Raw genomic sequence first — 22025 nt, forward strand, 5'->3', positions numbered from 1 at the left:
GCGATGACCAAAGAAACCAAAGAGCAGGTTGCGGGCGACCTGCGGCTGGCCAACGTGACCAAGCGGTACGGCATCTTCACCGCGGTCGACGACCTCAGCCTGACCGTCCCGCAGGGGTCGTTCTTCGCACTGCTCGGGGCCTCCGGGTGCGGCAAGACCACCACCCTGCGCATGGTCGCCGGGCTGACCGAGCCGACCAGCGGGCAGGTGCTCCTCGGTGAGCAGGACATCAGCCGGCTGCGGCCGTACAGGCGGCCGGTGAACACGGTTTTCCAGAGCTACGCCCTCTTCCCGCACCTGGACATCTTCGAAAACGTCGCGTTCGGGCTGCGCCGCCGTAAGGTCCGCGAGGTGACCGAACAGGTGCACCGGATGCTGGCGCTGGTGCAGCTCGACGGTTACGCCAAGCGGCACCCGGCGCAGCTTTCCGGCGGCCAGCAGCAGCGGGTCGCGCTGGCCCGGGCGTTGATCAACCGGCCGCAGGTGCTGCTACTCGACGAACCGCTCGGCGCCCTGGACCTCAAGCTGCGCCGGCAGATGCAACTCGAACTCAAACGGATCCAGACCGAGGTCGGCATCACCTTCGTACACGTCACCCACGACCAGGAGGAGGCCATGACGATGGCCGACACGGTCGCGGTGATGAACGCCGGGAAGATCGAACAACTGGGTACCCCGGCCGATCTCTACGAGTTCCCGGCCACCGCGTTCGTCGCCAACTTCCTCGGCCAGTCCAATCTGCTGGCCGGGGACGCCGCCGGGCGCGCCGGGGACGAGGTTCCGGTCGAGGCGTACGGCTCGCGTTTCTCGGTGCCCGCCGCCCGGTCCCGGGTCGACCGGGGACCGGTCTACCTCGGCGTACGCCCGGAGAAGCTGCACCTGGCCGGTGCGGAGGATCCGGTCCCCGCCGGACACCAGCAGATCACCGGCGTGGTCAGTGATGCCGCCTACCTCGGGGTGAGCACCCAGTATCAGGTCCGGACCGGGTGGGGGACCGAACTGTCGGTCTTCGTGGCGAACAGCGGCGCCACCAGCGTGCTGCCGGTCGGCTCGGACGTGGTGGCGCACTGGCGCGGTGAACACGCCTTTTTGCTGCCCCGGGAGCCGGGCGCGGCCGACCAGACCGCACCGATCCTCGACACCCCCGCCGAGCTTCCGTCATGAGGAAGAAGGCGCTGCCGTACCTGCTGTTGTTGCCGGGCGGACTGTGGCTGCTGCTCTTCTTTGTCGTACCCGTGGTGCAACTCGCCGCCGCGAGCCTCTACGACCCGGGCGGCTCGCTCGCCACCGGGTACGCGATGACCTGGGCGTTCGGCAACTACGGTGACGTCCTGGCCGCATACTGGCCGCAGTTCGGCCGCTCCTTTCTGTACGCCGGCATCGCCACCGTGCTCGCCATTCTGCTCGGCTACCCCCTGGCGTACGCGATCGCGCAGCGCGCCGGGCGGTGGCGCAACCTGCTGCTGGTCTGCGTCATCGCCCCGATGTTCACCAGTTTCCTGGTCCGCACCCTGGCCTGGAAGACGATCCTGTCCGACAACGGTGTCCTGGTCGGGCTGCTGCGGGACCTGCACCTGCTCGGCGCCGACGGTCGGCTGCTGGCCACCCCGTTCGCGGTGGTGCTCGGGCTGACGTACAACTTCCTGCCGTTCCTGGTCCTCCCGCTCTACGCCAGCCTCGAACGGCTCGACGGTCGGCTCCTGGAAGCGGCGAAGGACCTTTACGCCGGTCCCGTACGCACCTTCCGTACGGTCGTCCTGCCGCTGTCCATGCCCGGACTGGTCGCCGGCACCCTGCTCTTTTTCATCCCGGCCAGCGGCGACTACATCAACGCCGAACTCCTCGGTACGCCGAACGAGTACATGATCGGCAACGTGATCGACTCCGCGTTCCTGGTCCGGCTCGACTACCCCCAGGGCGCGGCGCTCTCCTTCCTGCTGATGGCGGCGATCCTGGCCATCGTCTTCCTCTACCTGCGCCGCTCCGGCACCGAGGAGGTCATTTAGGTGAGCGCGAGGAGTGCAGCGAAGCGGAGCCCCGCAGTCGCGAACGAAAGGCGATCTGAGGTGAGCGCGAGGAGTGCAGCGAAGCGGAGCCCCGCAGTCGCGAACGAAAGGCGGTCGGTCATGGGTCATCGGATCGGGCGCTGGGTCGCGGACCACTGGGTGATGGTGGTGGCGCTGGTCGTCCTCGGTTACCTGTTCCTGCCGATCGCTGTCGTCGGGGCGCTGTCGTTCAACCGCCCGTCGAGCCGGGTGTCGTACGACTTCAACGAGTTCACCCTCGACAACTGGACCAACCCGTGCGGCCCGGCCGACCTCTGCTCGGCGGTCGCCCGGAGCGCCCAGATCGGGTTCCTCGCCACCGTCGTCGCCACCGTGCTCGGCACGCTGATGGCGTTCGCCCTGGTCCGGCACCGGTTCCGGGGCCGGGGCGTGGTGAACCTGCTGGTCTTCCTGCCGATGGCCAGCCCCGAACTGGTCATGGGGACCTCGCTCCTGGCCCTGTTCGTGGCCGGCGGGGTGCCGCTCGGCTTCTGGACCGTACTGATCGCACACGTCATGTTCTGCGTCTCGTTCGTGGTCGTCACGGTCAAGGCCCGGCTCGCCGGGATGGACAGCCGGCTGGAGGAGGCGGCGATGGACCTCTACGCCAACGAGTGGCAGACGTTCCGCCGGATCACCCTGCCACTGGTGTTGCCCGGCATCGTCGCCGCCGCCCTGCTGGCGTTCTCGCTCTCGTTCGACGACTTCATCATTACGAACTTCAACTCCGGCACCACCGTCACCTTCCCCATGTACGTCTGGGGAGCCGCCCAGCGTGGTATCCCGCCGCAGGTCAACGTGATCGGCACGGCCATGTTCGCGATCGCCGTACTGCTGGTGCTCGGTGGCTCGGTCGGGCGGCGACTACGGGTACGGCGCTGATATCCGTACCCGGAAGGGGTTTTCCATGCGTTTCCTCCTCCTCGGCGCCGGCGGGGTCGGCTCCGCCGCTGCCGCGATCGCCGACCGCCGCGACTTCTTCGACCTCTGCGTGGTCGCCGACTACGACCCGGCCAGGGCCGAGCGCGCGGTCGCCGGGCGGCCCCGGTTCGTCGCCGCGACCGTCGACGCCTCTTCGGCCGACGCGGTCGCCGCGCTCTGCCGCGAACACGGGATCACCCACGTCCTCAACGCGGTCGACCCGCGCTTCGTCATGCCGATCTTCGAAGGGGCGCTCGCGGCCGGTGCCGACTACCTCGACATGGCGATGTCGCTGTCCACCCCGCACCCCGACAGTCCCTACCAGCAGTGCGGGGTCAAACTCGGTGACGACCAGTTCGCGATGGCGGAGAAATGGTCGGAGGCGGGCCGGCTGGCCCTGCTCGGCATCGGCGTCGAACCGGGTCTGTCCGACATCTTCGCCCGCTACGCGGCCGACGAACTCTTCTCCGACATCGACGAGATCGGCGTACGCGACGGCGCGAACCTGACCGTCGACGGTTACGACTTCGCCCCGTCGTTCTCCATCTGGACCACCATCGAGGAGTGCCTCAACCCGCCGGTGATCTGGGAGGCCGACCGGGGCTGGTACACGACCGAACCGTTCGCCGAACCGGAGATGTTCGACTTCCCCGAGGGGATCGGCCTGGTCGAGTGTGTGCACGTGGAGCACGAGGAGGTGCTGCTCGTCCCGCGCTGGGTGCCGGCCCGCAAGGTCACCTTCAAGTACGGGCTCGGCGCCGAGTTCATCGACGTGCTGCGTACGCTGCACAAACTCGGGCTGGACTCGACCCGCCCGGTCCGGGTCGGTGGTGTGTCCGTCTCGCCTAGGGACGTGGTCGCCGCCTGCCTGCCAGACCCGGCGAGTCTCGGTGACCGGATGCGCGGCAAGACCTGCGCCGGCACCTGGGTCACCGGCACCGGTAAGGACGGCAAACCCCGCCGCACCTACCTCTACCACGTGGTCGACAACGAATGGTCGATGGCCGAGTACGGCCACCAGGCCGTCGTCTGGCAGACCGCGATCAACCCGGTGATCGCCCTCGAACTGCTCGCCACCGGAGTGTGGGGCGGAGTCGGCGTACTCGGCCCCGAGGCGTTACCACCCAAGCCGTTCCTGGATCTGCTCACCGCGTACGGGTCACCGTGGGGGATCGAGGACCGGTGAGCCACCGCGGGCCGGGTGGGGTTCGGGCCCGCCGTGCCAGCCTTCCTCGGCGATCTTGCAGTTGTGGTGGCTGACAAAGGCCCCGAATCCGGCATCCTGGGCGCCACAACTGCAAGATCGCCAGGCGAGAGGGAGGGAGGCGAGGGAGGGGCGGGGGGGTGTAGCGGGTGGGTGGTTGATCAGGGGGTTTTCCACAGGTGGGGTGGTTGTCCACAGGGGAGCGGGTGGGGGTGGTGGGGGCGGGGGTGGGTGGTCAGTGTTGGGTGGGTGGAGATCGAGGGGACGTTTCGCTATCCGGAGTTGCGTACGGCTGGCATGTCACGGGCGGCGGTCCGTCATCGGGTCGCGCGCGGTGATCTGCGACGGGTGACCCGGGGTATCTACGTCCCGAACCCGAGCCGGCTGGACCTGTTGCGGGCGACGTTCCGGCGGCTTCCGGCCGGGGCGGTGCTCGGCTACCAGTCGGCTGCCGCGTTACACGGATTCGGGACGTCGCCTCCGGAGATGATCCACGTGATAGTGCCGACGGGCGTCGCGGTGCCCAGGATTCGGGGCGTTGTCACGCACGAGGCGGTGCTGCCGGTGATCGGCCCGGTTGAACTTGCCGGTGTGCCCTGCGTACCGGCTGCCCGGTGCGCGATCGACCTGGCGCGGCAGTTGCGCCGGATGGATGCCCTGCCGCTGCTCGATGCCGTACTCCGGTCCGGTGCCTGCCGTACCGACGATTTGTGGGCGGAGGTCGGTCGGCATGCCGGACTGCGGGGAGTCTGTCAGGTGCGGAACCTGGTGCCGATCGCTGACCCTCGTGCCGAATGCAGGCAGGAAAGCCAACTCCGTCTGGTGCTGATCGACGCGGGCCTGCCGGTGCCGGAGCCGCAGATCTGGGCGTGCGACCGGTACGGCTCGCGGGTCTACCGGCTCGACCTGGGATACCGGGAGCGTCGGATTGGCTTGGAGTACGACGGTGCATCCCACCTCGACCCCGAGCGGCTCCGTTACGACCGCGCCCGGATGAACTGGCTCGCCACCAACGGTTGGAAAATGCGCTACTTCACCGCCCGCGACCTCTACAGCAGCCCCGCCCACATAGCTGCCACAGTCCGCGCCATCCTCCTCCCCTAAACCCGCCCGCCCGCCCCCGCCCGGCCCGCCCGGCCCGGCCCCGTCGATCTTGCAGTTGTGGCGCCTGATCCATTTCCTTTGCGGCTTATGTCTACGACCACAACTGCAAGATCGACGCGAGGAGCGAGGCGGGGAGGGAGCGGGGCGGGGAGGGAGCGGGGCGGGGAGGGAGCGGGGGGTGGGGTGGGGTTCAGGTGGTGGTGAAGGCGGTTTCTAGGAGGGTCAGGGCGTGGGTGAGGGTGGGGGTGTCGATGACGAGCGGGGGGAGGAAGCGGAGGACGTTGCCGTAGGTGCCGCAGGTGAGGGTGAGTAGGCCCAGGCGGTGGCAGGCGGCGGAGATGGCGGCGGTGGTGGTGGGGTCGGGGGTGAGGGTGCCCGGCAGGACCAGCTCCACGGCGAGCATCGCGCCTCGGCCGCGTACCTCGGCGATCCTGGGGTCCTGGGCGGCCAGGGTCTGTAGGCGGGGGAGCATGGTCGCCTCGATGTGGCGGGCGGCGGCGGGGAGGTCCAGTTCGTGCATGGTCTCGATGGCGGCCAGTGCGGCGGCGCAGGCGATCGGGTTGCCGCCGTAGGTGCCGCCGAGTCCGCCGACGTGTACGGCGTCCATCAGCTCGGCCCGGCCGGTGACGGCGGCGAGCGGGAGTCCACCGGCGATCCCCTTCGCGAGGGTGATCAGGTCCGGCTCGACGCCCTCGTGGTCGAGGGCGAACCAGTCGCCGGTACGGCAGAAGCCGGTCTGGATCTCGTCGGCGACGAAGACGACCCCGGCCGCCGTCGCCCACTCCCGCAACGCGGGCAGGAAACCCGGAGCCGGTACGACAAAACCGCCCTCGCCCTGGATCGGTTCGATCAGCAGGGCGGCGACGTTCTCCGTCCCGACCTGCTTCTCGATCAGCTCGATCGCGTTGGCCGCCGCAACCGCACCGGTCAACCCGCCGTCGCGCAGCGGGTACGACATCGGCACCCGGTAGATCTCCCCGGCGAACGGCCCGAAGCGGTGCTTGTACGGCATGTTCTTCGCCGTCAACGCCATCGTCAGGTTGGTCCGCCCGTGGTACGCGTGGTCGAAGACCACCACCGCCGCTCGGCCGGTGACGTGGCGGGCGATCTTGACGGCGTTCTCCACCGCCTCGGCACCGGAGTTGAACAGCGCCGAACGCTTCTCGTACGTGCCGGGGGTGAGGGTGTTGAGCTGTTCGCAGACGGCCACGTACGACTCGTACGGCGCGACCATGAAGCAGGTGTGGGTGAACCGTTCGGCCTGCTCCCGGATGGCGGCGACGACCCGGGGGGCGGAGTTGCCGACGTTGGTGACCGCGATGCCGGCCGCGAAGTCGATCCACTCCCGGCCGTCGACGTCGACGATGGTGCCGCCGCTGGCGTGGTCCACGTAGGACGGGATGACACTGCCGACGCCACGGGCGACCGCACCGGTCCGCCGCTTGTGCAGGTCCTCGGAGCTGGCCGGCGACGCGGGCCGGGGGGCGCTGGTCATCGGCTCAGCTCTCGATGTTGTGCATGACGTGCTTGATCCGGGTGTAGTCCTCCAGGCCGTAGATGGAGAGGTCCTTGCCGTGGCCGGAGTGCTTGAACCCGCCGTGTGGCATCTCGGAGACGAACGGGATGTGGGTGTTCACCCAGACGCAGCCGAAGTCGAGCCGGCGGGTCATCCGCATCGCCCGGCCGTGGTCCTTCGTCCAGACCGAGGCGGAGAGGCCGTACTCGACGCCGTTGGCCCACCGGACCGCCTCGTCCTCGTCGGTGAACCGCTGCACGGTGATGACCGGTCCGAACACCTCGTCCTGGATGATCTCGTCGGACTGCCGGACGCCGGAGACGACGGTGGGGGCGTAGAAGTAGCCGCGTTCGCCGACCCGGTTGCCGCCGGACCGCAGCTCCGCGTGGTCGGGCAGCCGGTCCAGGAAGCCGCTGACCCTGGCGAGCTGGTTGGCGTTGTTGAGCGGGCCGTAGAGCACGTCGGGGTCGTCCGGTGCACCGGTCCTGGTGTTGCGCGCCTGTTCGGTCAGGGCGGCGACGAAGTCGTCGTACACGCCGGGACCGGCGAGTACGCGGGTCGCGGCGGTGCAGTCCTGGCCGGCGTTGAAGTACCCGCCGACCGCGATCGCCTCGGCCGCCGCACCGATGTCGGCGTCGTCGAAGACCACCACCGGCGCCTTGCCGCCCAACTCCAGGTGGGTCCGCTTCAGGTCGGACGCTGCGGAGGCCGCCACCTCGATGCCGGCACGGGTGGAGCCGGTGATCGACACCATTCTCGGGGTGGGGTGGGAGACCAGGCTGCGGCCGGTGTCCCGGTCACCGCAGACCACGTTGAAGACCCCCGGTGGGAAGAACTCGGCGGCGATCTCGGCGAGCAGCAGGGTGGAGACCGGGGTGGTGTCGGACGGTTTGAGCACCACCGTGTTACCGGCGGCGAGCGCGGGGGCGATCTTCCAGACCGCCATCATCAGCGGGTAGTTCCAGGGGGTGACCTGGGCGCAGACGCCGATCGGCTCGCGCCGTACGTAGGACGTGTGCCCGGCCATGTACTCCCCGGCGGAGCGTCCCTCCAGCATCCGCGCCGCCCCGGCGAAGAACCGGAACTCGTCCACCGACGGCGGCAGCTCCTCGTCGGCGGTGAGCTGGCGGGGCTTGCCGGTGTTGCGTACCTCGGCGTCGACCAGCTCGGCTGCCCGTGACTCCACCGCGTCGGCCAGCTTCAGCAGGGCCCGCTGCCGGTCGGCCGGGGTGACGTCCCGCCAGCTCTCGAAGGCGGTCGCGGCGGCGGTCATCGCCGCGTCGACGTCCGCCGCACCGGAGACCGGCGACTGGGCGAACACCTCACCCGTGCACGGGTCGATCAGGTCGACGCCGTGGCCGTCGATCGGATCGACGTACTCGCCGTTGACGAAGTTGCGCAGTACTTGCTTGTCGGTCATGTCGGGTCTCCCGGGGGTAGCCTGCGCGCTGTCGTGGAGGAGGCGGTGTCGCGGAGGTAATCGCAACCTGCCTGCCATCCTGGCTACTGAATTCGCGGCAGACAAGGGCTTGAGCGACTGTTTTAGTGCAAGCGTGTGGTCGTTTACGCTGCACTGCATGAAGGCAACCCCGTTCTACGTTGCCGGTACGCCGGCCAGTGGCGACGACGTCGTGGTCGTCTCGCACCCGTACGACGGGCGGGAGGTCGGGCGTACCAGTCATGCCACCGCGGACCAGGTCGAGCGGGCGGTGGCCGCCGCCCACGACGTCGCCGCGACGGCGGCGGCGCTGCCGGCGCACGTCCGGGCCGCCGCGCTGGACCACGTCTCGCGTCGCCTCGCCGAGCGGGCGGAGGAGTTCGCCCGGCTGATCACCGCCGAGAGTGGCAAGCCGGTGAAGTGGGCCAGGATCGAGGTGACCCGGGCCGTCTCCACCTTCCGGTGGGCCGCCGAGGAGGCCCGGCGGTTCTCCGGCGAACTGCAACGACTGGACACCGACCCGGCCGCCACCGGGCGGATCGCCCTGGTACGCCGGGTGCCGCGCGGCCCCGTCCTGGGCATCACGCCGTTCAACTTCCCGCTGAACCTGGTCGCGCACAAGGTCGCCCCGGCGCTCGCCGTCGGTGCACCGATCGTGGTGAAGCCGGCACCGGCGACCCCGTTGACCGCCCTGCTCCTGGGGGAACTGCTGGCCGAGGTGACCGAGCCGCACGGGGGGCTGCCGGCGGGGCTGTTCTCGGTGCTGCCGCTGCCCAACGACCGGGCCGCCGAGCTGACCGGCGACCCGCGCCTGCCGGTGGTGTCGTTCACCGGCTCCGGGCCGGTCGGCGCGGCGATCCGGCGGGCCGTACCGGACAAGCACGTCACCCTGGAGCTGGGCGGGAACGCCGCCGCGGTGATCTGCGGTGACTGGGCGAGCGACGCCGACCTCGACTGGGCGGCGCAGCGGATCGCCACCTTCGCCAACTACCAGGCCGGGCAGAGCTGCATCGCGGTGCAGCGGGTGTTCGTGCACGAGGGGCTCTACGACGGTTTCCTGTCCCGGCTGGTCGGCGCGGTGAAGGCGCTGCGGGTCGGTGACCCGGCCGACGATGCCACGGACGTGGGGCCGCTGATCAGCGAGACGGCCGCGGTCCGGGTCGAGGACTGGGTGAACGAGGCGGTGGCGGCCGGCGGGGCGTCCGCGCTCGGCGGCCCGCGTTCGGGCAGCTCGTACCCGCCCACGGTGCTGACCGGGGTGCCGGGTGCGGCCAAGGTGTGGACGGAGGAGGTGTTCGGGCCGGTCCTGGTGGTCGCCCCGGTCGCCGACGACCGGGCCGCGTTCGCCGAGGTCAACGATTCGGCGTACGGGCTTCAGGCGGGGGTCTTCACGCACAGTCTCCAGACCGCGTTCACCGCCCACCGCACCCTCCAGGTCGGCGGGGTGATCGTCGGCGACGTGCCGTCGTACCGGGCCGACCAGATGCCGTACGGCGGGGTGAAGGGCAGCGGTGTCGGGCGCGAGGGCGTACGCAGTGCGATGGACGACTACACCGAACCCCGGGTCATGGTCCTCACCGGCGTCGACCTGTAGCCGGGCAGGGCCGGGGCTACCAGGTGCCGTCGTCGTGGACCCGGGCGGGTGCGCGACCGAGGAGGAGGGTGGTCAGGGCGGTGTCGATGTCGGGGCCGAGGAACCACTCGCCGGCCTCGTCGAGTGCGAAGATCCGACCCAGCTCGTCGACGGCGAGGATGCTGTCGCCGCCCTCGGTGCCGATCGGGAAGAGCCGTACGCCGAGCACGGCGCCGAGTCCGGCCAGGCTGTCGGCGCTGTACGCGGCCCCGGCCGGGTTGATCTCGAAGCGCCGGATCCACACCTGTTCGCCCGGCCCGCGCCGCCCGCAGACCACGCCGGGAAACGCGGTCAGGGTCCGCTCGGCGGCCTCGAACCCCTGGTGCCGGTGGTGCACGCCCGGCACCCCGCACACCTTCGTGATCGCCTCGCCGGCCAGCAGGCTGTCCCCGAAACCCGGCCGCCAGCCCCCCTCGACCAGCGCGTACGCGACCTCGGCCGGAAACCGGTCCGGGTCGGGAACCGGCTGCGGTGCCGGTCGCCACTCCTCGGCGAAGGCGAGATGTGCCCACGGCAGCAGTCCGAAGTGGACCAGTGCGGGTACGCACGAGTCGCAGGGGCGCTCGGCGGGGCCGCCGAACGGGTCGCCCGGCTCCCGGACCCGGAACACCTCCAGGTGAGCGCTGGCGAACAGTTCCCGCGCCGACTCCTGGGTCAGTTCGGGCTGCCCGAGGGTGGCCAGCCTGCGGTCGTACTCGTGCAGCACGTCGGAGACGACCACGAGTTCGGCGTGCCGTTCGGCGCCGCGTACGAGATGTCCGGTCGGCAGGCGGTCGAGGTAGCCCCGGATCAGCCGGTGGTGCTGTAAACGGAGGTCGCCCTTTGCCGAGTGGCCGACGTGCAGGTCGTGCTGGACGGTCAGGTGGGCGGTCGCACCGGGGGTCGGCAGCCGCCGCGTGGACCGGCTCAACTCCACCGCTGGGTCCACCGTCCGGGTCAGCCGGCTGCGCCCCAACCGGTCGGTGCGGTACATGTCGCACACGACCTCCGGCGGCAGCCCCGGCCAGGTCGACACCTCACCGGTCTCCTTGTCGATGATGGTGGTCCCACCGGCTCCGGAAACGGCGGACGGATTGACCAGGATCACCCAGCCGACGTCGAACTCGTCCAGCGTCGGGGTGCAGGGATGGCCGAGCCGCAGTGCCTCCCGCTGCGCCCATCTGTCGGCGATTCCTTCGGCTTCCTGGCGGCTGATCATGTGCAAGTCCCCCGATCCTGCTCAGCCGGACATCGTCCGCGAAGTTACCGGACCACGCGGTTTCGCGTCAGCCCGTACGGGTTGCGATACCGACAGTAAATGTGCGCCGGTCCACAGTGGGGCAGTGCGGAGCGGGCGGCGGTCGAAGGTTGGACGGTGCGGACCGCAGGTCGGGAGACGGGACCGGGCCTTGCGGCCGGCTACAACAAGATGTACGGCCTATTCCGGCAGTCCGGGCACGAGATCGGATGAGCTTCGGCGACGGATGACCGAGGGCCCGTGTGTCTGAGTGGGCGGCATCATCATCCGTGACCACCGAGCCTTGACGATGGGGGAGCCATGGGTGAGGGAGACCAAGTAGTCAAGGCCCTGCTGACAGCGTTGGCGGCGTTGGAGGATTTTGTCGAAGGGCGACATGATTCGCATGGAGCGTTGAGTGCGATCGAGGGCGTTGCCTACGAGCTTGGCGAGATGACTCCCGTCGAGCACCAGGGTTTCCTTGATGCTCTGGCGCGGGTCGCGGCGGAAGAGGAACCCGCGCGAGCAGCCTGGATCCAGGGCATCCCGGGAGCGCTGGGCCTGGCAGCGCGGTCGTAGTCAGGCGAGCGTTTGGTTACAGCTCTAGAGAAGATAGATGCGTTCTACCGAGCCGTCGGGTTGCACAACCAGCAGCCCGCGCCCGTCGCTTCGATGGAGCAGCTCATCGAGGACAAGGAGCAAAGGCAGGGCGCGGTTGATCGCTTCGGTCTTGCTCTCACGCGCCCGGCCGCACACGCTTTCCATGGCGTCCACGGCGCGGGGCGTGAGGTTCACTGTCACCTTGGTCAGGCGGTGCCCGTCGTCTAGGTCTGACATTCCGCCTGCTCAGCGTACGGGTCGTAAGGCTCCACAAGCTCAGTCAACGTCAGTAGCGCTTCTACGGTCATATTTTTCTTCCAGGCGACCTCGGCCAGGCGATGCATCTCACCGTAGAACTCGGGTTCCTTGGTCAATTGGTGGGGCGCGCTCACGACCTCACCCTTCTGGGCGCTCGGCGAGGAATGGTGACCTGGGCGGGCTTCAAGCCGTCGCGCAGGGCGAGAACCGCCCGGCGTCTCCTCGCGAGTCCTTGCTGGTTGATCTCGTAGCCGTACAGCCAGATCCACCCGAGGCGGGCTTGTGTTGGCAGTACCTTGATGACGCGGAGCAGGATCTGCTTCTCGCCGGCATACCGCCAGTTGGCTTCCCCGCCAACCAAAAGGACGTCGCCGGGCTTCGGGTCAACGCCGGGCATTTGGCGCGTGGTGGTGACGGCCAACGATCGCGGTGGTCGTGGAACCGCACTGCGGGCACCACCGGCTCTTCACCTTGAAGGCGAACAGGCCGGCGAAGAAGCCGAGCAACGTGCAGCCAACGACTGCGAAGAACAGGTTCAGGAGCATGACGACCTCCTTCTGACGGGGAGGCCCGGCGCCCACTAGTTGCCGCTAGACGACGACCGGGCCTCCCACCTGGGGTGGCCGGCACCGCGTGTGCGAAGGGTTGAACACGCGGCGCCAGCCGATGCCACCGCGCAGTTGGTCGGTGACATGCTGTGCTCATCGTGCTACCGCCTATGGGATAATGCAAGGTATGCATAGTCCTAGTCGTCACTTGCTCGTCCTGCCTTGTGGCCGCATCTGCTGGGCAGGGAGACTCTGACCAGAACGGAGAGCGAAGGGATCATGGACTTGTCTGCTCGACGGCAGCCACCCACCGTGCGCCTACGCCGGCTCGCGAGTGAGCTGCGCGGACTGCGTACAAAGTCAGGCATGACCCGCGAGGAGGTCAGCGAGCAGACCGGGATCAACTCGGCAACGCTCTACCGGATCGAAACGGCCAGGGTGCGACCGCAACGCCGGACCCTGGTCGCGCTCCTCGATAAATACGGCGTAACGGACGAAGATCGCCGAGACGAGCTGATCGATCTGTCCAAGCAGGCCACACAGCTCGGCTGGCTGCAGGCTTACGAGTCAGAGCTGCCCGAGGAGTACACCGCCTACATCTCCTTCGAGAACGAAGCGCTCGGCGTTCGCAACTACGAAAGCCTGTTCGTGCCAGGGTTGCTCCAGGTGGAGAGCTACGCCCGTGCTGTCATCGCGGGCGCGGTGCCGATCGCTGACGAGGACTACGTCGAGCGCCGCGTAGAGGCACGCCTCAACCGGCAGGCGTCGCTGCGCAAGACGGACCCACTCAAGCTGTGGGCGATCGTTGACGAGGCAGTGCTGCACCGACTCGTCGGCGGCCCCAAGGTCATGGCCGAGCAGTTGGATGCACTCGCCACCGCAAAGCAGCCACATGTCGTTGTCCAGGTCGTGCCGTTCGGGGTAGGAGCACATCCCGGCATGCCGGGCTCCTTTGCGATCATGGATTTTCCGGACCCTGCCGACCCCGACCTGGTCTACATCGACAGCATGGCGGGCGACCTCTTCCTGGAGCGTGAGCCGGACATCAAGCGCTTCGCCGTCATCTTCGAACACCTGCGCGCCGCAGCCCTGAACCCCGTGGATTCCGCTCGACTGATCCGCGAGGTAGCCAGCAAGATGAAGTAGGCAGGGAGGAACCGATATGGCGAGCACGCAGACAGAAGCGGCTTGGAGGAAGTCGAGCCGGTCATCATCCAACGGCCAGTGCACCGAAGTACGCGACCGCGGCAAGGTCATCGACGTTCGTGACTCAAAGGACGTCGCAGGCCCCATGCTCACCTTCCAACCCGACGCCTGGAGCAGGTTCGTGGATGAGGTGAAGAGCGGAAGGGTCGCAGGTTAGGGCGCGACAGGTTCGTCAGCGACTCCCCATTGGATCGATGGGGAGTCGCATATTACTGCAAGCGGGACCGCAAAGTTCATCGCCCCGTACGGGTGGATGTTGGTGACGCAAGGCGGTGTCGATCGTTGTGGGAGTTATGCCGGGCCCGGAGCAGTCGTACGCCGAGCGCTGTCCCGATCGGCCCACCCACTCCCTGACGAGTCGCGCAGGGCAGGCTTCGTGAGTACGTCCTCCGCGCGGGGCCGGCTCGGGGACCACACGAGTACGCCCCGGGTCACCGTCCTGGAACTCCTCTTCGACGTGGTGTTCGTGTTCGCCCTGACCCGGGTCGCCCAACGGGTGACCGACGATCTCACCATCGCCCGTCGGATGCTGTTCTCCGAAGCCGGCCAGACCCTGTTGCTGCTGCTCGCACTCTGGATGGTCTGGTACCTCAACGCCTGGATGACCAGCAGGTTCGACCCGCAGCGGGCCGACATCCAACTCGTGGTCGTGGTGACGATGTTCGGCAGCCTGCTGATCGCGGTCTGTCTGCCCCAGGCGTTCGGCGACCGTGGCCTGATCTTTGCCTGCACCTACGTCACGATCCAGGTCGGTCGGCCGCTGTACCTGGTCTGGGCGCTGCGCGGGCATGACCGGCAGGGGACCTCGATCCGGGTGCTGGTCTGGGCGCTGGTCGCGGGCGTGCTCTGGCTGTCCGGCGGAATCAGCGGCGGGGAAGGGCGGGCGACCTTCTGGATCGTGGCGGTGCTGCTGGAACTGGTCGGTCCGGCGCTGCGGTGGCCGACGCCGCGACTCGGCCGACCCCGGGAGCCGGAGTGGACCCTGGCCGAGGACCACCTCGCCGAACGTTACGTACAGTTCCTGCTGATCGCGCTCGGAGAATCGGTCATCGCCACCGGAATCGAAATCAGCGTACGTCCATTCGAAACCGAGCGGATGATTGTCTTCGTCGCCTCTTTCCTGACCACGGTGCTGTTCTGGAGAATCTTCTTCTACCATGCCGGACTCGCCCTCGCGCAGGCCCTGCACCGGGCGCCCAGTGCGATCCAGCTCAGCCAGTCGGCGAGCTACACCCTGCTGGTGATGGTGGCCGGAATCCTCGTCGCCGGGGTCGGTTTCCGGCTGATCATCGACGACCCCGAACCGCCGGTCGATCCGGCATGGGTGGTCGCCATCATGGGTGGGCCGGCCCTTTTCCTGGCCGGTCGGGTCCGCTTCGAACACCAGTTGTTCGGTCGGGTACGTCCGTCGATGTGGGTCGGGCTGATCGTGATGGTCGCCGCCGCGCCGGGAATGGTCTTCCTGCCGCCACTGGTCGCCCCGCTCGGTGCCACCCTCGTGCTGGCCGGGCTGGTGGCGTACGAGACTCTCTCCGGGCGGCGTGAGCCCGCCTCGAACCCACCGCTGTGACTCGGGTGGTCGGGACAACCGGACGGGGGAGGGGTGCGGGCGGATGTCGGATGGGGACTGGCCGGAGACGGTTGCCGAGGCGGAGGCCGTACAGGATCGGTTGCGGCCGTTGGTCGACCTGGTCGGGCCGGGACCGGAGCAGCCGCGTACGGTCGCCGGCCTGGACGTCGCGTACGCCGAGGACGGTGACCGGCTCGCGGCGGCGGTGACGGTGTTGGACGCGCGGACGCTGGCCGTCGTGGAGACGGCGGTGACCGTCGGTCGGGCGGCCTTTCCGTATGTTCCCGGCCTGTTCGCGTTCCGCGAGCTGCCGGCGTTGCTGGACGCGCTCGCGAGCCTTACCGCCACGCCTGACCTGCTGGTCTGCGACGGGCACGGGCTGGCCCATCCACGGCGGTTCGGGCTGGCCTGCCACCTGGGCGTGCTCACCGGGCTCCCGGCGATCGGGGTGGGCAAGACCCCGCTGGTCGGGTCCTGGGATCCGCCCGGCGACGAGCGGGGTGCCTGGTCGGAGCTGCGCGACGGCGGGGAGGTGGTCGGCCGGGTGCTGCGTACCCGGGACGGGGTCAAGCCGGTGTTCGTGTCGGTCGGACACCGGATGGATCTGGCGAACGCGTGTGCCCGTGTGTTGGCGCTGACTCCGCGTTACCGGCTGCCGGAGACCACCCGCCAGGCGGATCGGTTGTGTCGGGTGGCGTTGGGTCGGTCGCGGGGGACGGACCTGGACTGATGGTGGCCGGGGAGCGGAATCCGGTGCCACCGGGGCTCTCGCGACGCACGGTGATGTCGATCGAGGGGGCCAGGAAAGACAACGATCTGTTGCTGACAAAGCACGTGCTGTGCGGGAGACTGCCTCGGGGAATCGGACAGGGAGGCACCGAATGGTCGTCGGATCACCACCCACCGTGCGACGCCGGCAACTCGGCCGCGAGCTGCGCAAACTGCGCGAGGCCGCGGGCTTCAAGGCGGAGCAGGTCGCCCTGGAGGTGCGTTGCTCACCCTCGCGGGTGAGCCGGATCGAGACGGCCCGGGTACGGATCACACCCGGCACGGTGCACGAGCTGCTCGACGTCTACCGGGTCGAGGGAGCCGAGCGGCAGCGTCTGGTCGCGCTCGCCCGCCAGGCCCAGGAGGCGGGCTGGTGGCAGGCCCACAGCGACGCCCTGACCTGGGAGTACTCGACCCTCATCGCGTTGGAGCACGACGCCACCGAGCTGCGTACGTTCGAGTCGTCGGTGCTGCCGGGGCTGCTTCAGACCGAGGAGTACGCCCGTACCGTGCTGCGCAAGACGTTGCTGGAACAGGCCGACGCCGCGACCGAGGAGAAACTCGTGGTCCGGTTGGCCCGGCAGCGGATCCTCACCCGAGCCCAGGATCCGGTCCGGCTCCGGGCGATCCTGGACGAGGCGGTGCTGCGCCGGCAGGTGGGTGGACCGGACGTGATGGGCCCGCAGTTGCGGCACCTGGTGGAGATGGCCGGGCGGCCCAACGTGCAGCTCCAGGTGCTCCCGTTCGACCGGGGCGCGTACGCCTGCAACACCGGCCCTTTCCTCCTGCTCGGCTTCTCCCCGGCCGACGGGGAGGAGGTCGTCGGGGAACCGGCCGACGGTGACGTGGTCTATGTGGAGAACGAGGCGGGTGACATCTACGTGGAGAAGGAGCCCGGGGTGGCCCGTTACCGGATGGTCTTCGACAATCTCCAGGCCGACGCCCTGACCTGCGAAGAGTCGCTGGCATGGCTGGCTCGGCTGGCCGCCGAACTCCCGTGACCCACACGTGCGGTGACGGCACGGTGGCGTGCGCCCCGGGAGTGCGGGTGGCGGCACGCGGTAGCCTGTCGGCCGTACCCCAACCGGAACCGGCGAGGTGATCATGTTGGTACGGCGCGGAGCGGCTCGGTTCGCGACGGTCGGCACGCTGCTGGCCGGCCTGGTGATGGTCGGCGCGGCACCGGCGTTCGCCGACGACGAGGACTCGGTCCGGCTCGGCTCGTCCAGCAGTTTCACCGCCGGTGGTTCGGCGGGCTCGATCACGGTCGCCGTCACCAAGCGGTCCAAGGGCTGTGTCTCGGCCCGGACCGCGTTGATGTTCCAGTTGCCGGGGCTGTCCGCGGGTGACGTGACCCTGCTGGTCGCCCAGAACGGCCGCTGGCAGGAGGTGCCGGTGTCCGGCAACGACCTGGTCCGCAGTGGCCGGGTGGCGCCGGAGAAGCCCGAGCTGTGTGAGCGCAAGAGTGTCTCGGTCCGTTACCGGCTGGCCTTCGCAGCCGGTGTGCCGGCCGGTCGGCTGAACATCGTCGCCGAGGCGTACGCGGGCGGGGGTCCGCTGATCGCGCGGGCGACCGAGGCCCGGAAGGTGAACGGGGCCAAGGGCACTCCCACCCCGACCAAGCGGAGCTCGAAGTCGCCCAGCCCGAGCCCGACGCCGGAGGAGACGACCTTCGGGTCGGACCCGGAGGAGACCGAGGTGGCTGCGATCGTACCGACCGGTCAGCCGGGTCTGGGTGCCGGTGCCGGCGACAGCGGTGGTGGCGGGGTCGGCTCGATGGTGATGGTGGTCGGGGTCGGGATGGTGGGGATCGGTATCGCCCTGCTGGTGCTCCTGCTCCGCCGGGCCAGGGGTGGCCGGGACGAGCCGGGTGCCGGTGGCGTACCGGGTGCCGGGCCGCGTCCGCCGTTTCCGCCGCCGGCCGGCGCGGGTGGCGACGCGACCGTGGTCATGCCCCGGATCCGCCCCTGAGCCCGATTTCCGGCGACCGCGCCCGAGTTCCCGACGCCAGATCCTGAGCTTCACCCCCGCGCCCGACCACGCTGAGCCTTGCCCGCAACCGGCCTTGCACCCGGCTCGGGGCGTTGGCTCCGATACGCTCAGGCCGTTGGCGGCGCATGACTGAGGAGCGAGACCGTTGTCTGATTTGTCCCAAATCGTCAAGGCGTACGACGTCCGCGGTACCGTCCCCGAACAGTGGGACGAGCGGGTCGCCGAGGCATTGGGCGCGGCCTTCGCACAGGTGGTGCGCGCGGACCCGGACGACGAACCGGCCGGCGACCGCAACGCCGTCGTGATCGCCCACGACATGCGGGAGACCGGACCCGGTCTCGCCGCCGCATTCGCCGCCGGAGTCCGATCCGAGGGGATGTCGGTCATCGACACCGGCCTCGGCTCCACCGACCTGCTCTACTACGCCTCCGGCAGCCTCGACCTGCCCGGTGCCATGTTCACCGCCAGCCACAACCCGGCCCAGTACAACGGGATCAAGATGTGCCGGGCCGGTGCCCGGCCGATCGGTCAGGACAGCGGCCTGGCCGAGATCCGCGAGCGGGCCCAGGCGATGCTGGACAAGGCCGACGCGCACCCGGCCGGCGAGCCCCGGGAACCGGTGCAACCGCGCGACCTGCTCCCCGAGTACGCCGCCCACCTGCGCAAACTGGTCGACCTGAGCGGCATCCGCCCGCTCAAGGTGGTGGTCGACGCCGGCAACGGCATGGGCGGCTACACCGTCCCGGTGGTGCTCGGCGACGCCGTCCTGCCGGCCCTGCCGCTGATCATCGTGCCGCTCTACTTCGAGCTGGACGGCTCCTTCCCCAACCACGATGCCAATCCGCTCGACCCGGCGAACCTGGTCGACCTCCAGGCGGCGGTCCTGGAACACGGCGCAGACCTGGGCCTGGCCTTCGACGGCGACGCGGACCGGTGCTTCGTGATCGACGAGCGCGGCCAGCCGGTCTCGCCGTCCGCGATCACCGCCCTGGTGGCCGTACGCGAGTTGGCCAAGCACCCCGGCTCCACGGTCATCCACAACCTGATCACCTCCAGTGCGGTCCCGGAGATCATCCAGGAGCACGGCGGGAAGCCGCTGTGCAGCCGGGTGGGGCACTCGTTCATCAAGGCCGACATGGCCCGTACGAATGCGGTTTTCGGCGGTGAACACTCGGCGCACTACTACTTCCGTGACTTCTGGTTCGCCGACACCGGCATGCTCGCCGCGATGCACCTGCTCGCCGCGCTCGGTGAGCAGGACCGCCCGCTGTCGGAGTTCGCCGCCGAGTACGAGCGGTACGTCTGCTCCGGCGAGATCAACTCCACGGTCGCCGACCAGGCGGCGAAGCTGGCCGAGGTCAAGCAGGTCTACCAGGGTGCCGAGACCGAGGAGCTGGACGGGTTGACCGTCCGCTTCCCGGACGGGGCCTGGATCAACCTGCGCCCCTCCAACACCGAACCGTTGCTGCGGCTGAACGTGGAGGGGCCGACCAAGGACCGGATGACCTCGCTCCGCGACGAGGTGCTCGACCTGGTACGCCGATAAGATCCCGTGCGCCGGCCGGAACGCCGATCCGGCCGCCCGGATGACGTGGAAGGAGCCGCATCGTGGCCCTTGACCCGCAGTTACTCGAGATTCTCGCCTGCCCGGACACGCACCACGCCCCGCTCGATTACGACGCGGAGGCGCAGACCCTGACCTGCACCGAATGCCAGCGGATCTTCGAGGTTCGCGACGACGTACCGGTGCTCCTGCTCGACGAGGCCCGCGGCGGTACCGCTCAGGAGGAGAAGTGATGGACGCCCACGCCGGCGTGAGCGGGCGACGGGTCCCCGACGAGGGGCTGCTCGACGACGTGGCGGCGCTGGCCGAGGCCGATCCGGGCGGCATGCTGCGGTTCACCGCCTCGGCCGGTGCCCAGGTACGCGAGTCGGCGGCGCTGGCCGCGGAGGCGAACCTGGGGGTGCTGGCCGAGGAGGGCCGCCCGCGTGCGGTGGTGATCGCGGGCATCGGTACCGCCGGGCGTACCGGCGACATCCTCGCCACCGTCGCCGGGCCGCGTTGCCCGGTGCCGGTCATCGCGCACCGCAGTGCCGGGGTGCCGGGCTGGGTGGGCGCCGCCGACGTGGTGATCGCGGTCAGCGCCTCGGGACGCAGCCCGGAGGCGCTCGGCGCCGCCGAGGCGGCTGCCCGGCGCGGGGCCAGGCTGGTCGCCGTCGGTGCCCCGGACTCGCAGCTCCAGTCGGTGGCCGAGGGGGTCCGGGCGCCGTTCATCCCGGTGCCCCGGCGGGCGCCCGCGCGGGCCAGCCTCTGGGGCCTGACCGTGCCGGTGCTGCTCGCCGCCCGCGCGCTCGGGTTGGTGAAGGTCAACGAGGCGGACCTGGCCGAGACGGCCGCCCGGCTGGACGCCGACGCGGACCGGAGCCGGCCCGACGCCGAGTCGTTCGTCAACCCGGCCAAGTCGCTGGCTCTGGCTCTGGCCGGGTCGGTGCCGGTGGTCTGGGGCTCGTCCCCGCTGGCCACGGTGGCCGCCCGGCGGTTCGGCGACACGCTGTCGGCGAATGCGCGTTACCCCGTGGTCGCCGGTGCGCTCGGCGAGGCGGGCCGGGGCCGGGTGGGGCTGCTCGACGGGGTGTTCGGCGGGCTCGCCGAGTCGACCCGGGACATCTTCGCCGACCCGGAGGACGAGTCCGACTGGACCCGGCTGCGGGTGGTGCTGCTGCGCGACGGCGGGTTGAACGCCGACGACGACAGCGACGAGCCGCTGGCCGTCGAGGAACGGCGGGCGGACGCGTTGCAGACCCTGGCCGAGCGGCGCGGGGTGCGCTGCGACGTGGTCACCGCCGAGGGCGGCTCGGCCCTGGAGCGGCTCGCGTCGCTGATCGCCGTACCGGACTTCGCGTCCGTGTACCTGGCTCTGGCACACGGGCTCGATCCGATGGCGGTGCCTGCGGTCACCGAGATGAAGGAGCTTTCGAACCCGTGAACGTACAGAGCGACCGGCGGGGGACGCCGGCATGAGCGCCGGTGGGGGGACGCGGGCGATCATCGCCGCGTTGCTGGCCAACCTGGGTATCGCGATCACGAAGTTCGTGGCGTACCTGCTGACCAGTTCGTCGTCGATGCTGGCCGAGTCGATCCACTCCGTGGCCGACTCGGGAAACCAGGCGTTGCTGCTGCTCGGCGGCCGTCGGGCCCAGCGCGGCGCGACCCCACAACACCCCTTCGGGTACGGGCGTGAGCGCTACATCTACGCGTTCATCGTGTCGATCGTCCTGTTCAGCGTCGGTGGCCTCTTCGCTCTGTACGAGGGTTACCACAAGTGGCGAGACCCGCACGGGTTCGACAGCTGGCAGTGGCTGCCGATCACGGTGCTGATCGTCGCGATCGGCCTGGAGGGCTTCTCCTTCCGTACCGCGATCAAGGAGTCGAACCACATCCGGGGCAGGGCGACCTGGGTGCAGTTCGTCCGGCGGGCGAAGGCGCCCGAGTTGCCGGTGGTGCTCCTGGAGGACCTGGGTGCCCTGATCGGCCTGATCTTCGCCCTGGTCGGCGTCTCGATGACGCTGGTCACCGGGAACGGCCGCTGGGACGCGGCCGGCACCCTGGCGATCGGCATCCTGCTGGTCTGCATCGCGATCATCCTGGCGGTGGAGACGAAGAGCCTGCTGCTCGGCGAGGGGGCCTCCCCGGAGGACGTCAGCGCGATCGAGCGGGCGGTCAACGAGGGCTCCGAGGTCGAGCGAATCATCCACATGCGCACCCTGCACCTGGGGCCGGAGGAGTTGCTGGTCGCCGCGAAGATCGCGGTCACGCCGTCGGCGTCGGCCGAGGCACTGGCCCGTGACATCGACACGGTCGAGGCGCGGATCCGTACGGCGGTGCCGATCGCCCGGGTGATCTACCTGGAGCCGGACATCTACAGCGCACAGGCCGCGAACCTGCGGAGCGCGTCGGAGAACGTGGAGCCGCCGGTTGGCGGCGAAACGGGCGGGAAAGGCTGAG

General features: G+C 69.6%; 24 protein-coding genes. 17 read left to right on the forward strand and 7 right to left on the reverse strand.

The features are described 5' to 3' along the window. Nucleotides 1–3: 3 nt before the first annotated feature. The 5 genes from ACWEFB_RS02660 (at nt 4) to ACWEFB_RS02680 (ending at nt 5274) form a co-directional block, all read left to right on the forward strand. Nucleotides 4–1164, forward strand: a complete 1161-nt coding sequence (locus ACWEFB_RS02660; protein ID WP_452281544.1) for an ABC transporter ATP-binding protein — start codon at nt 4–6, stop codon at nt 1162–1164. Beyond that, complete coding sequence (locus ACWEFB_RS02665; RefSeq protein WP_452281546.1) at nt 1161–2006, forward strand: ABC transporter permease; 846 nt, start codon at nt 1161–1163, stop codon at nt 2004–2006. The genes ACWEFB_RS02660 and ACWEFB_RS02665 overlap by 4 nt, the downstream gene beginning before the upstream one ends. A gap of 120 nt (nt 2007–2126) precedes the next feature. Beyond that, entirely contained in the window at nt 2127–2927 is an 801-nt protein-coding gene (locus tag ACWEFB_RS02670; RefSeq protein ID WP_452281548.1) for an ABC transporter permease, read from the forward strand. Between the two features lie 25 nt (nt 2928–2952). Beyond that, the gene (locus ACWEFB_RS02675; protein WP_452281550.1) at nt 2953–4152 is read left to right on the forward strand and encodes a saccharopine dehydrogenase family protein; all 1200 of its coding nucleotides are present in this window, start codon (nt 2953–2955) and stop codon (nt 4150–4152) included. A 267-nt stretch (nt 4153–4419) separates the two neighbouring features. Continuing rightward, nucleotides 4420–5274 (forward strand): type IV toxin-antitoxin system AbiEi family antitoxin domain-containing protein, encoded by an 855-nt coding sequence (locus ACWEFB_RS02680; protein ID WP_452281552.1) that lies wholly within the window; start codon nt 4420–4422, stop codon nt 5272–5274. A gap of 190 nt (nt 5275–5464) precedes the next feature. On the opposite strand, the gene gabT is transcribed toward ACWEFB_RS02680, so the two are convergent. Beyond that, the gene (gabT, locus tag ACWEFB_RS02685; RefSeq protein ID WP_452281554.1) at nt 5465–6769 is read right to left on the reverse strand and encodes a 4-aminobutyrate--2-oxoglutarate transaminase; all 1305 of its coding nucleotides are present in this window, start codon (nt 6767–6769) and stop codon (nt 5465–5467) included. A 4-nt stretch (nt 6770–6773) separates the two neighbouring features. Continuing rightward, entirely contained in the window at nt 6774–8210 is a 1437-nt protein-coding gene (locus ACWEFB_RS02690; protein ID WP_452281556.1) for a gamma-aminobutyraldehyde dehydrogenase, read from the reverse strand. Nucleotides 8211–8367: 157 nt separating this feature from the next. Between ACWEFB_RS02690 and ACWEFB_RS02695 the strand changes: the two genes are divergently transcribed. Continuing rightward, complete coding sequence (locus ACWEFB_RS02695) at nt 8368–9822, forward strand: aldehyde dehydrogenase family protein (protein ID WP_452281558.1); 1455 nt, start codon at nt 8368–8370, stop codon at nt 9820–9822. A gap of 16 nt (nt 9823–9838) precedes the next feature. Here the strand turns inward: ACWEFB_RS02695 and ACWEFB_RS02700 are convergent, their stop codons facing one another. Then, entirely contained in the window at nt 9839–11059 is a 1221-nt protein-coding gene (locus ACWEFB_RS02700; protein ID WP_452281560.1) for an SUKH-3 domain-containing protein, read from the reverse strand. 339 nt (nt 11060–11398) lie between these two features. On the opposite strand from ACWEFB_RS02700, the gene ACWEFB_RS02705 reads away from it, so the two are divergent. Continuing rightward, a complete protein-coding gene (locus tag ACWEFB_RS02705; protein ID WP_452281562.1) occupies nt 11399–11656 on the forward strand; it encodes a hypothetical protein in 258 nt (85 codons plus the stop codon). 24 nt (nt 11657–11680) lie between these two features. Here the strand turns inward: ACWEFB_RS02705 and ACWEFB_RS02710 are convergent, their stop codons facing one another. The 4 genes from ACWEFB_RS02710 to ACWEFB_RS02725 are packed head-to-tail and all read right to left on the reverse strand — an operon-like array spanning nt 11681 to nt 12480. Continuing rightward, nucleotides 11681–11914 carry a hypothetical protein gene (locus ACWEFB_RS02710; protein ID WP_452281564.1) on the reverse strand — a complete coding sequence of 78 codons (234 nt, stop codon included), beginning with the start codon at nt 11912–11914 and terminating at the stop codon, nt 11681–11683. Continuing rightward, entirely contained in the window at nt 11902–12069 is a 168-nt protein-coding gene (locus ACWEFB_RS02715; protein WP_452281566.1) for a hypothetical protein, read from the reverse strand. The genes ACWEFB_RS02710 and ACWEFB_RS02715 overlap by 13 nt, the downstream gene beginning before the upstream one ends. Then, nucleotides 12066–12332, reverse strand: coding sequence for a hypothetical protein (locus tag ACWEFB_RS02720; RefSeq protein ID WP_452281568.1), 267 nt, complete (start codon nt 12330–12332; stop codon nt 12066–12068). The genes ACWEFB_RS02715 and ACWEFB_RS02720 overlap by 4 nt, the downstream gene beginning before the upstream one ends. Continuing rightward, nucleotides 12319–12480 (reverse strand): hypothetical protein, encoded by a 162-nt coding sequence (locus ACWEFB_RS02725; protein ID WP_452281570.1) that lies wholly within the window; start codon nt 12478–12480, stop codon nt 12319–12321. Before ACWEFB_RS02725 ends, ACWEFB_RS02720 begins: the two co-directional genes overlap by 14 nt. Nucleotides 12481–12849: 369 nt before the next feature. Between ACWEFB_RS02725 and ACWEFB_RS02730 the strand changes: the two genes are divergently transcribed. From ACWEFB_RS02730 to ACWEFB_RS02775, 10 genes are all read left to right on the forward strand, one after another. After that, nucleotides 12850–13629 (forward strand): helix-turn-helix domain-containing protein, encoded by a 780-nt coding sequence (locus tag ACWEFB_RS02730; protein ID WP_452281572.1) that lies wholly within the window; start codon nt 12850–12852, stop codon nt 13627–13629. A 16-nt stretch (nt 13630–13645) separates the two neighbouring features. Next, nucleotides 13646–13846 carry a DUF397 domain-containing protein gene (locus tag ACWEFB_RS02735; protein ID WP_452281574.1) on the forward strand — a complete coding sequence of 67 codons (201 nt, stop codon included), beginning with the start codon at nt 13646–13648 and terminating at the stop codon, nt 13844–13846. Nucleotides 13847–14065: 219 nt separating this feature from the next. Continuing rightward, entirely contained in the window at nt 14066–15259 is a 1194-nt protein-coding gene (locus ACWEFB_RS02740; protein WP_452281576.1) for a low temperature requirement protein A, read from the forward strand. 43 nt (nt 15260–15302) lie between these two features. Beyond that, complete coding sequence (nfi, locus tag ACWEFB_RS02745) at nt 15303–15989, forward strand: deoxyribonuclease V (protein ID WP_452281578.1); 687 nt, start codon at nt 15303–15305, stop codon at nt 15987–15989. A gap of 151 nt (nt 15990–16140) precedes the next feature. Beyond that, on the forward strand, nt 16141–17028 hold the full coding sequence (locus ACWEFB_RS02750; protein ID WP_452281580.1) for a helix-turn-helix domain-containing protein: 888 nt from the start codon (nt 16141–16143) through the stop codon (nt 17026–17028). A 103-nt stretch (nt 17029–17131) separates the two neighbouring features. Continuing rightward, nucleotides 17132–17998, forward strand: coding sequence for a hypothetical protein (locus tag ACWEFB_RS02755; protein WP_452281582.1), 867 nt, complete (start codon nt 17132–17134; stop codon nt 17996–17998). 166 nt (nt 17999–18164) lie between these two features. Further along, entirely contained in the window at nt 18165–19565 is a 1401-nt protein-coding gene (locus ACWEFB_RS02760) for a phosphomannomutase/phosphoglucomutase (RefSeq protein ID WP_452281584.1), read from the forward strand. A 62-nt stretch (nt 19566–19627) separates the two neighbouring features. After that, the gene (locus tag ACWEFB_RS02765) at nt 19628–19816 is read left to right on the forward strand and encodes a Trm112 family protein (protein ID WP_326560860.1); all 189 of its coding nucleotides are present in this window, start codon (nt 19628–19630) and stop codon (nt 19814–19816) included. Further along, nucleotides 19813–21006 (forward strand): SIS domain-containing protein, encoded by a 1194-nt coding sequence (locus ACWEFB_RS02770; protein ID WP_326560859.1) that lies wholly within the window; start codon nt 19813–19815, stop codon nt 21004–21006. Before ACWEFB_RS02765 ends, ACWEFB_RS02770 begins: the two co-directional genes overlap by 4 nt. Before the next feature lie 31 nt (nt 21007–21037). After that, nucleotides 21038–22024, forward strand: coding sequence for a cation diffusion facilitator family transporter (locus ACWEFB_RS02775; protein ID WP_452281587.1), 987 nt, complete (start codon nt 21038–21040; stop codon nt 22022–22024). The last annotated feature ends 1 nt before the right edge of the window (nt 22025 follow it).

The sequence above is a fragment of the Micromonospora sp. NPDC004704 genome, assembly GCF_053601675.1.

Excerpts from the sequence above, each read along its gene's own strand:
- ACWEFB_RS02660 (WP_452281544.1), top strand. The coding sequence starts at position 4 with ATGACCAAAGAAACCAAAGAGCAGGTTGCGGGCGACCTGCGGCTGGCC.
- ACWEFB_RS02665 (WP_452281546.1), top strand. The coding sequence starts at position 1,161 with ATGAGGAAGAAGGCGCTGCCGTACCTGCTGTTGTTGCCGGGCGGACTG.
- ACWEFB_RS02670 (WP_452281548.1), top strand. The coding sequence starts at position 2,127 with ATGGGTCATCGGATCGGGCGCTGGGTCGCGGACCACTGGGTGATGGTG.
- ACWEFB_RS02675 (WP_452281550.1), top strand. The coding sequence starts at position 2,953 with ATGCGTTTCCTCCTCCTCGGCGCCGGCGGGGTCGGCTCCGCCGCTGCC.
- gabT (WP_452281554.1), bottom strand. The coding sequence starts at position 6,769 with ATGACCAGCGCCCCCCGGCCCGCGTCGCCGGCCAGCTCCGAGGACCTG.
- ACWEFB_RS02690 (WP_452281556.1), bottom strand. The coding sequence starts at position 8,210 with ATGACCGACAAGCAAGTACTGCGCAACTTCGTCAACGGCGAGTACGTC.
- ACWEFB_RS02695 (WP_452281558.1), top strand. The coding sequence starts at position 8,368 with ATGAAGGCAACCCCGTTCTACGTTGCCGGTACGCCGGCCAGTGGCGAC.
- ACWEFB_RS02700 (WP_452281560.1), bottom strand. The coding sequence starts at position 11,059 with ATGATCAGCCGCCAGGAAGCCGAAGGAATCGCCGACAGATGGGCGCAG.
- ACWEFB_RS02705 (WP_452281562.1), top strand. The coding sequence starts at position 11,399 with ATGGGTGAGGGAGACCAAGTAGTCAAGGCCCTGCTGACAGCGTTGGCG.
- ACWEFB_RS02710 (WP_452281564.1), bottom strand. The coding sequence starts at position 11,914 with ATGTCAGACCTAGACGACGGGCACCGCCTGACCAAGGTGACAGTGAAC.
- ACWEFB_RS02720 (WP_452281568.1), bottom strand. The coding sequence starts at position 12,332 with ATGCCCGGCGTTGACCCGAAGCCCGGCGACGTCCTTTTGGTTGGCGGG.
- ACWEFB_RS02725 (WP_452281570.1), bottom strand. The coding sequence starts at position 12,480 with ATGCTCCTGAACCTGTTCTTCGCAGTCGTTGGCTGCACGTTGCTCGGC.
- ACWEFB_RS02730 (WP_452281572.1), top strand. The coding sequence starts at position 12,850 with ATGACCCGCGAGGAGGTCAGCGAGCAGACCGGGATCAACTCGGCAACG.
- ACWEFB_RS02735 (WP_452281574.1), top strand. The coding sequence starts at position 13,646 with ATGGCGAGCACGCAGACAGAAGCGGCTTGGAGGAAGTCGAGCCGGTCA.
- nfi (WP_452281578.1), top strand. The coding sequence starts at position 15,303 with ATGTCGGATGGGGACTGGCCGGAGACGGTTGCCGAGGCGGAGGCCGTA.
- ACWEFB_RS02750 (WP_452281580.1), top strand. The coding sequence starts at position 16,141 with ATGGTCGTCGGATCACCACCCACCGTGCGACGCCGGCAACTCGGCCGC.
- ACWEFB_RS02755 (WP_452281582.1), top strand. The coding sequence starts at position 17,132 with ATGTTGGTACGGCGCGGAGCGGCTCGGTTCGCGACGGTCGGCACGCTG.
- ACWEFB_RS02775 (WP_452281587.1), top strand. The coding sequence starts at position 21,038 with ATGAGCGCCGGTGGGGGGACGCGGGCGATCATCGCCGCGTTGCTGGCC.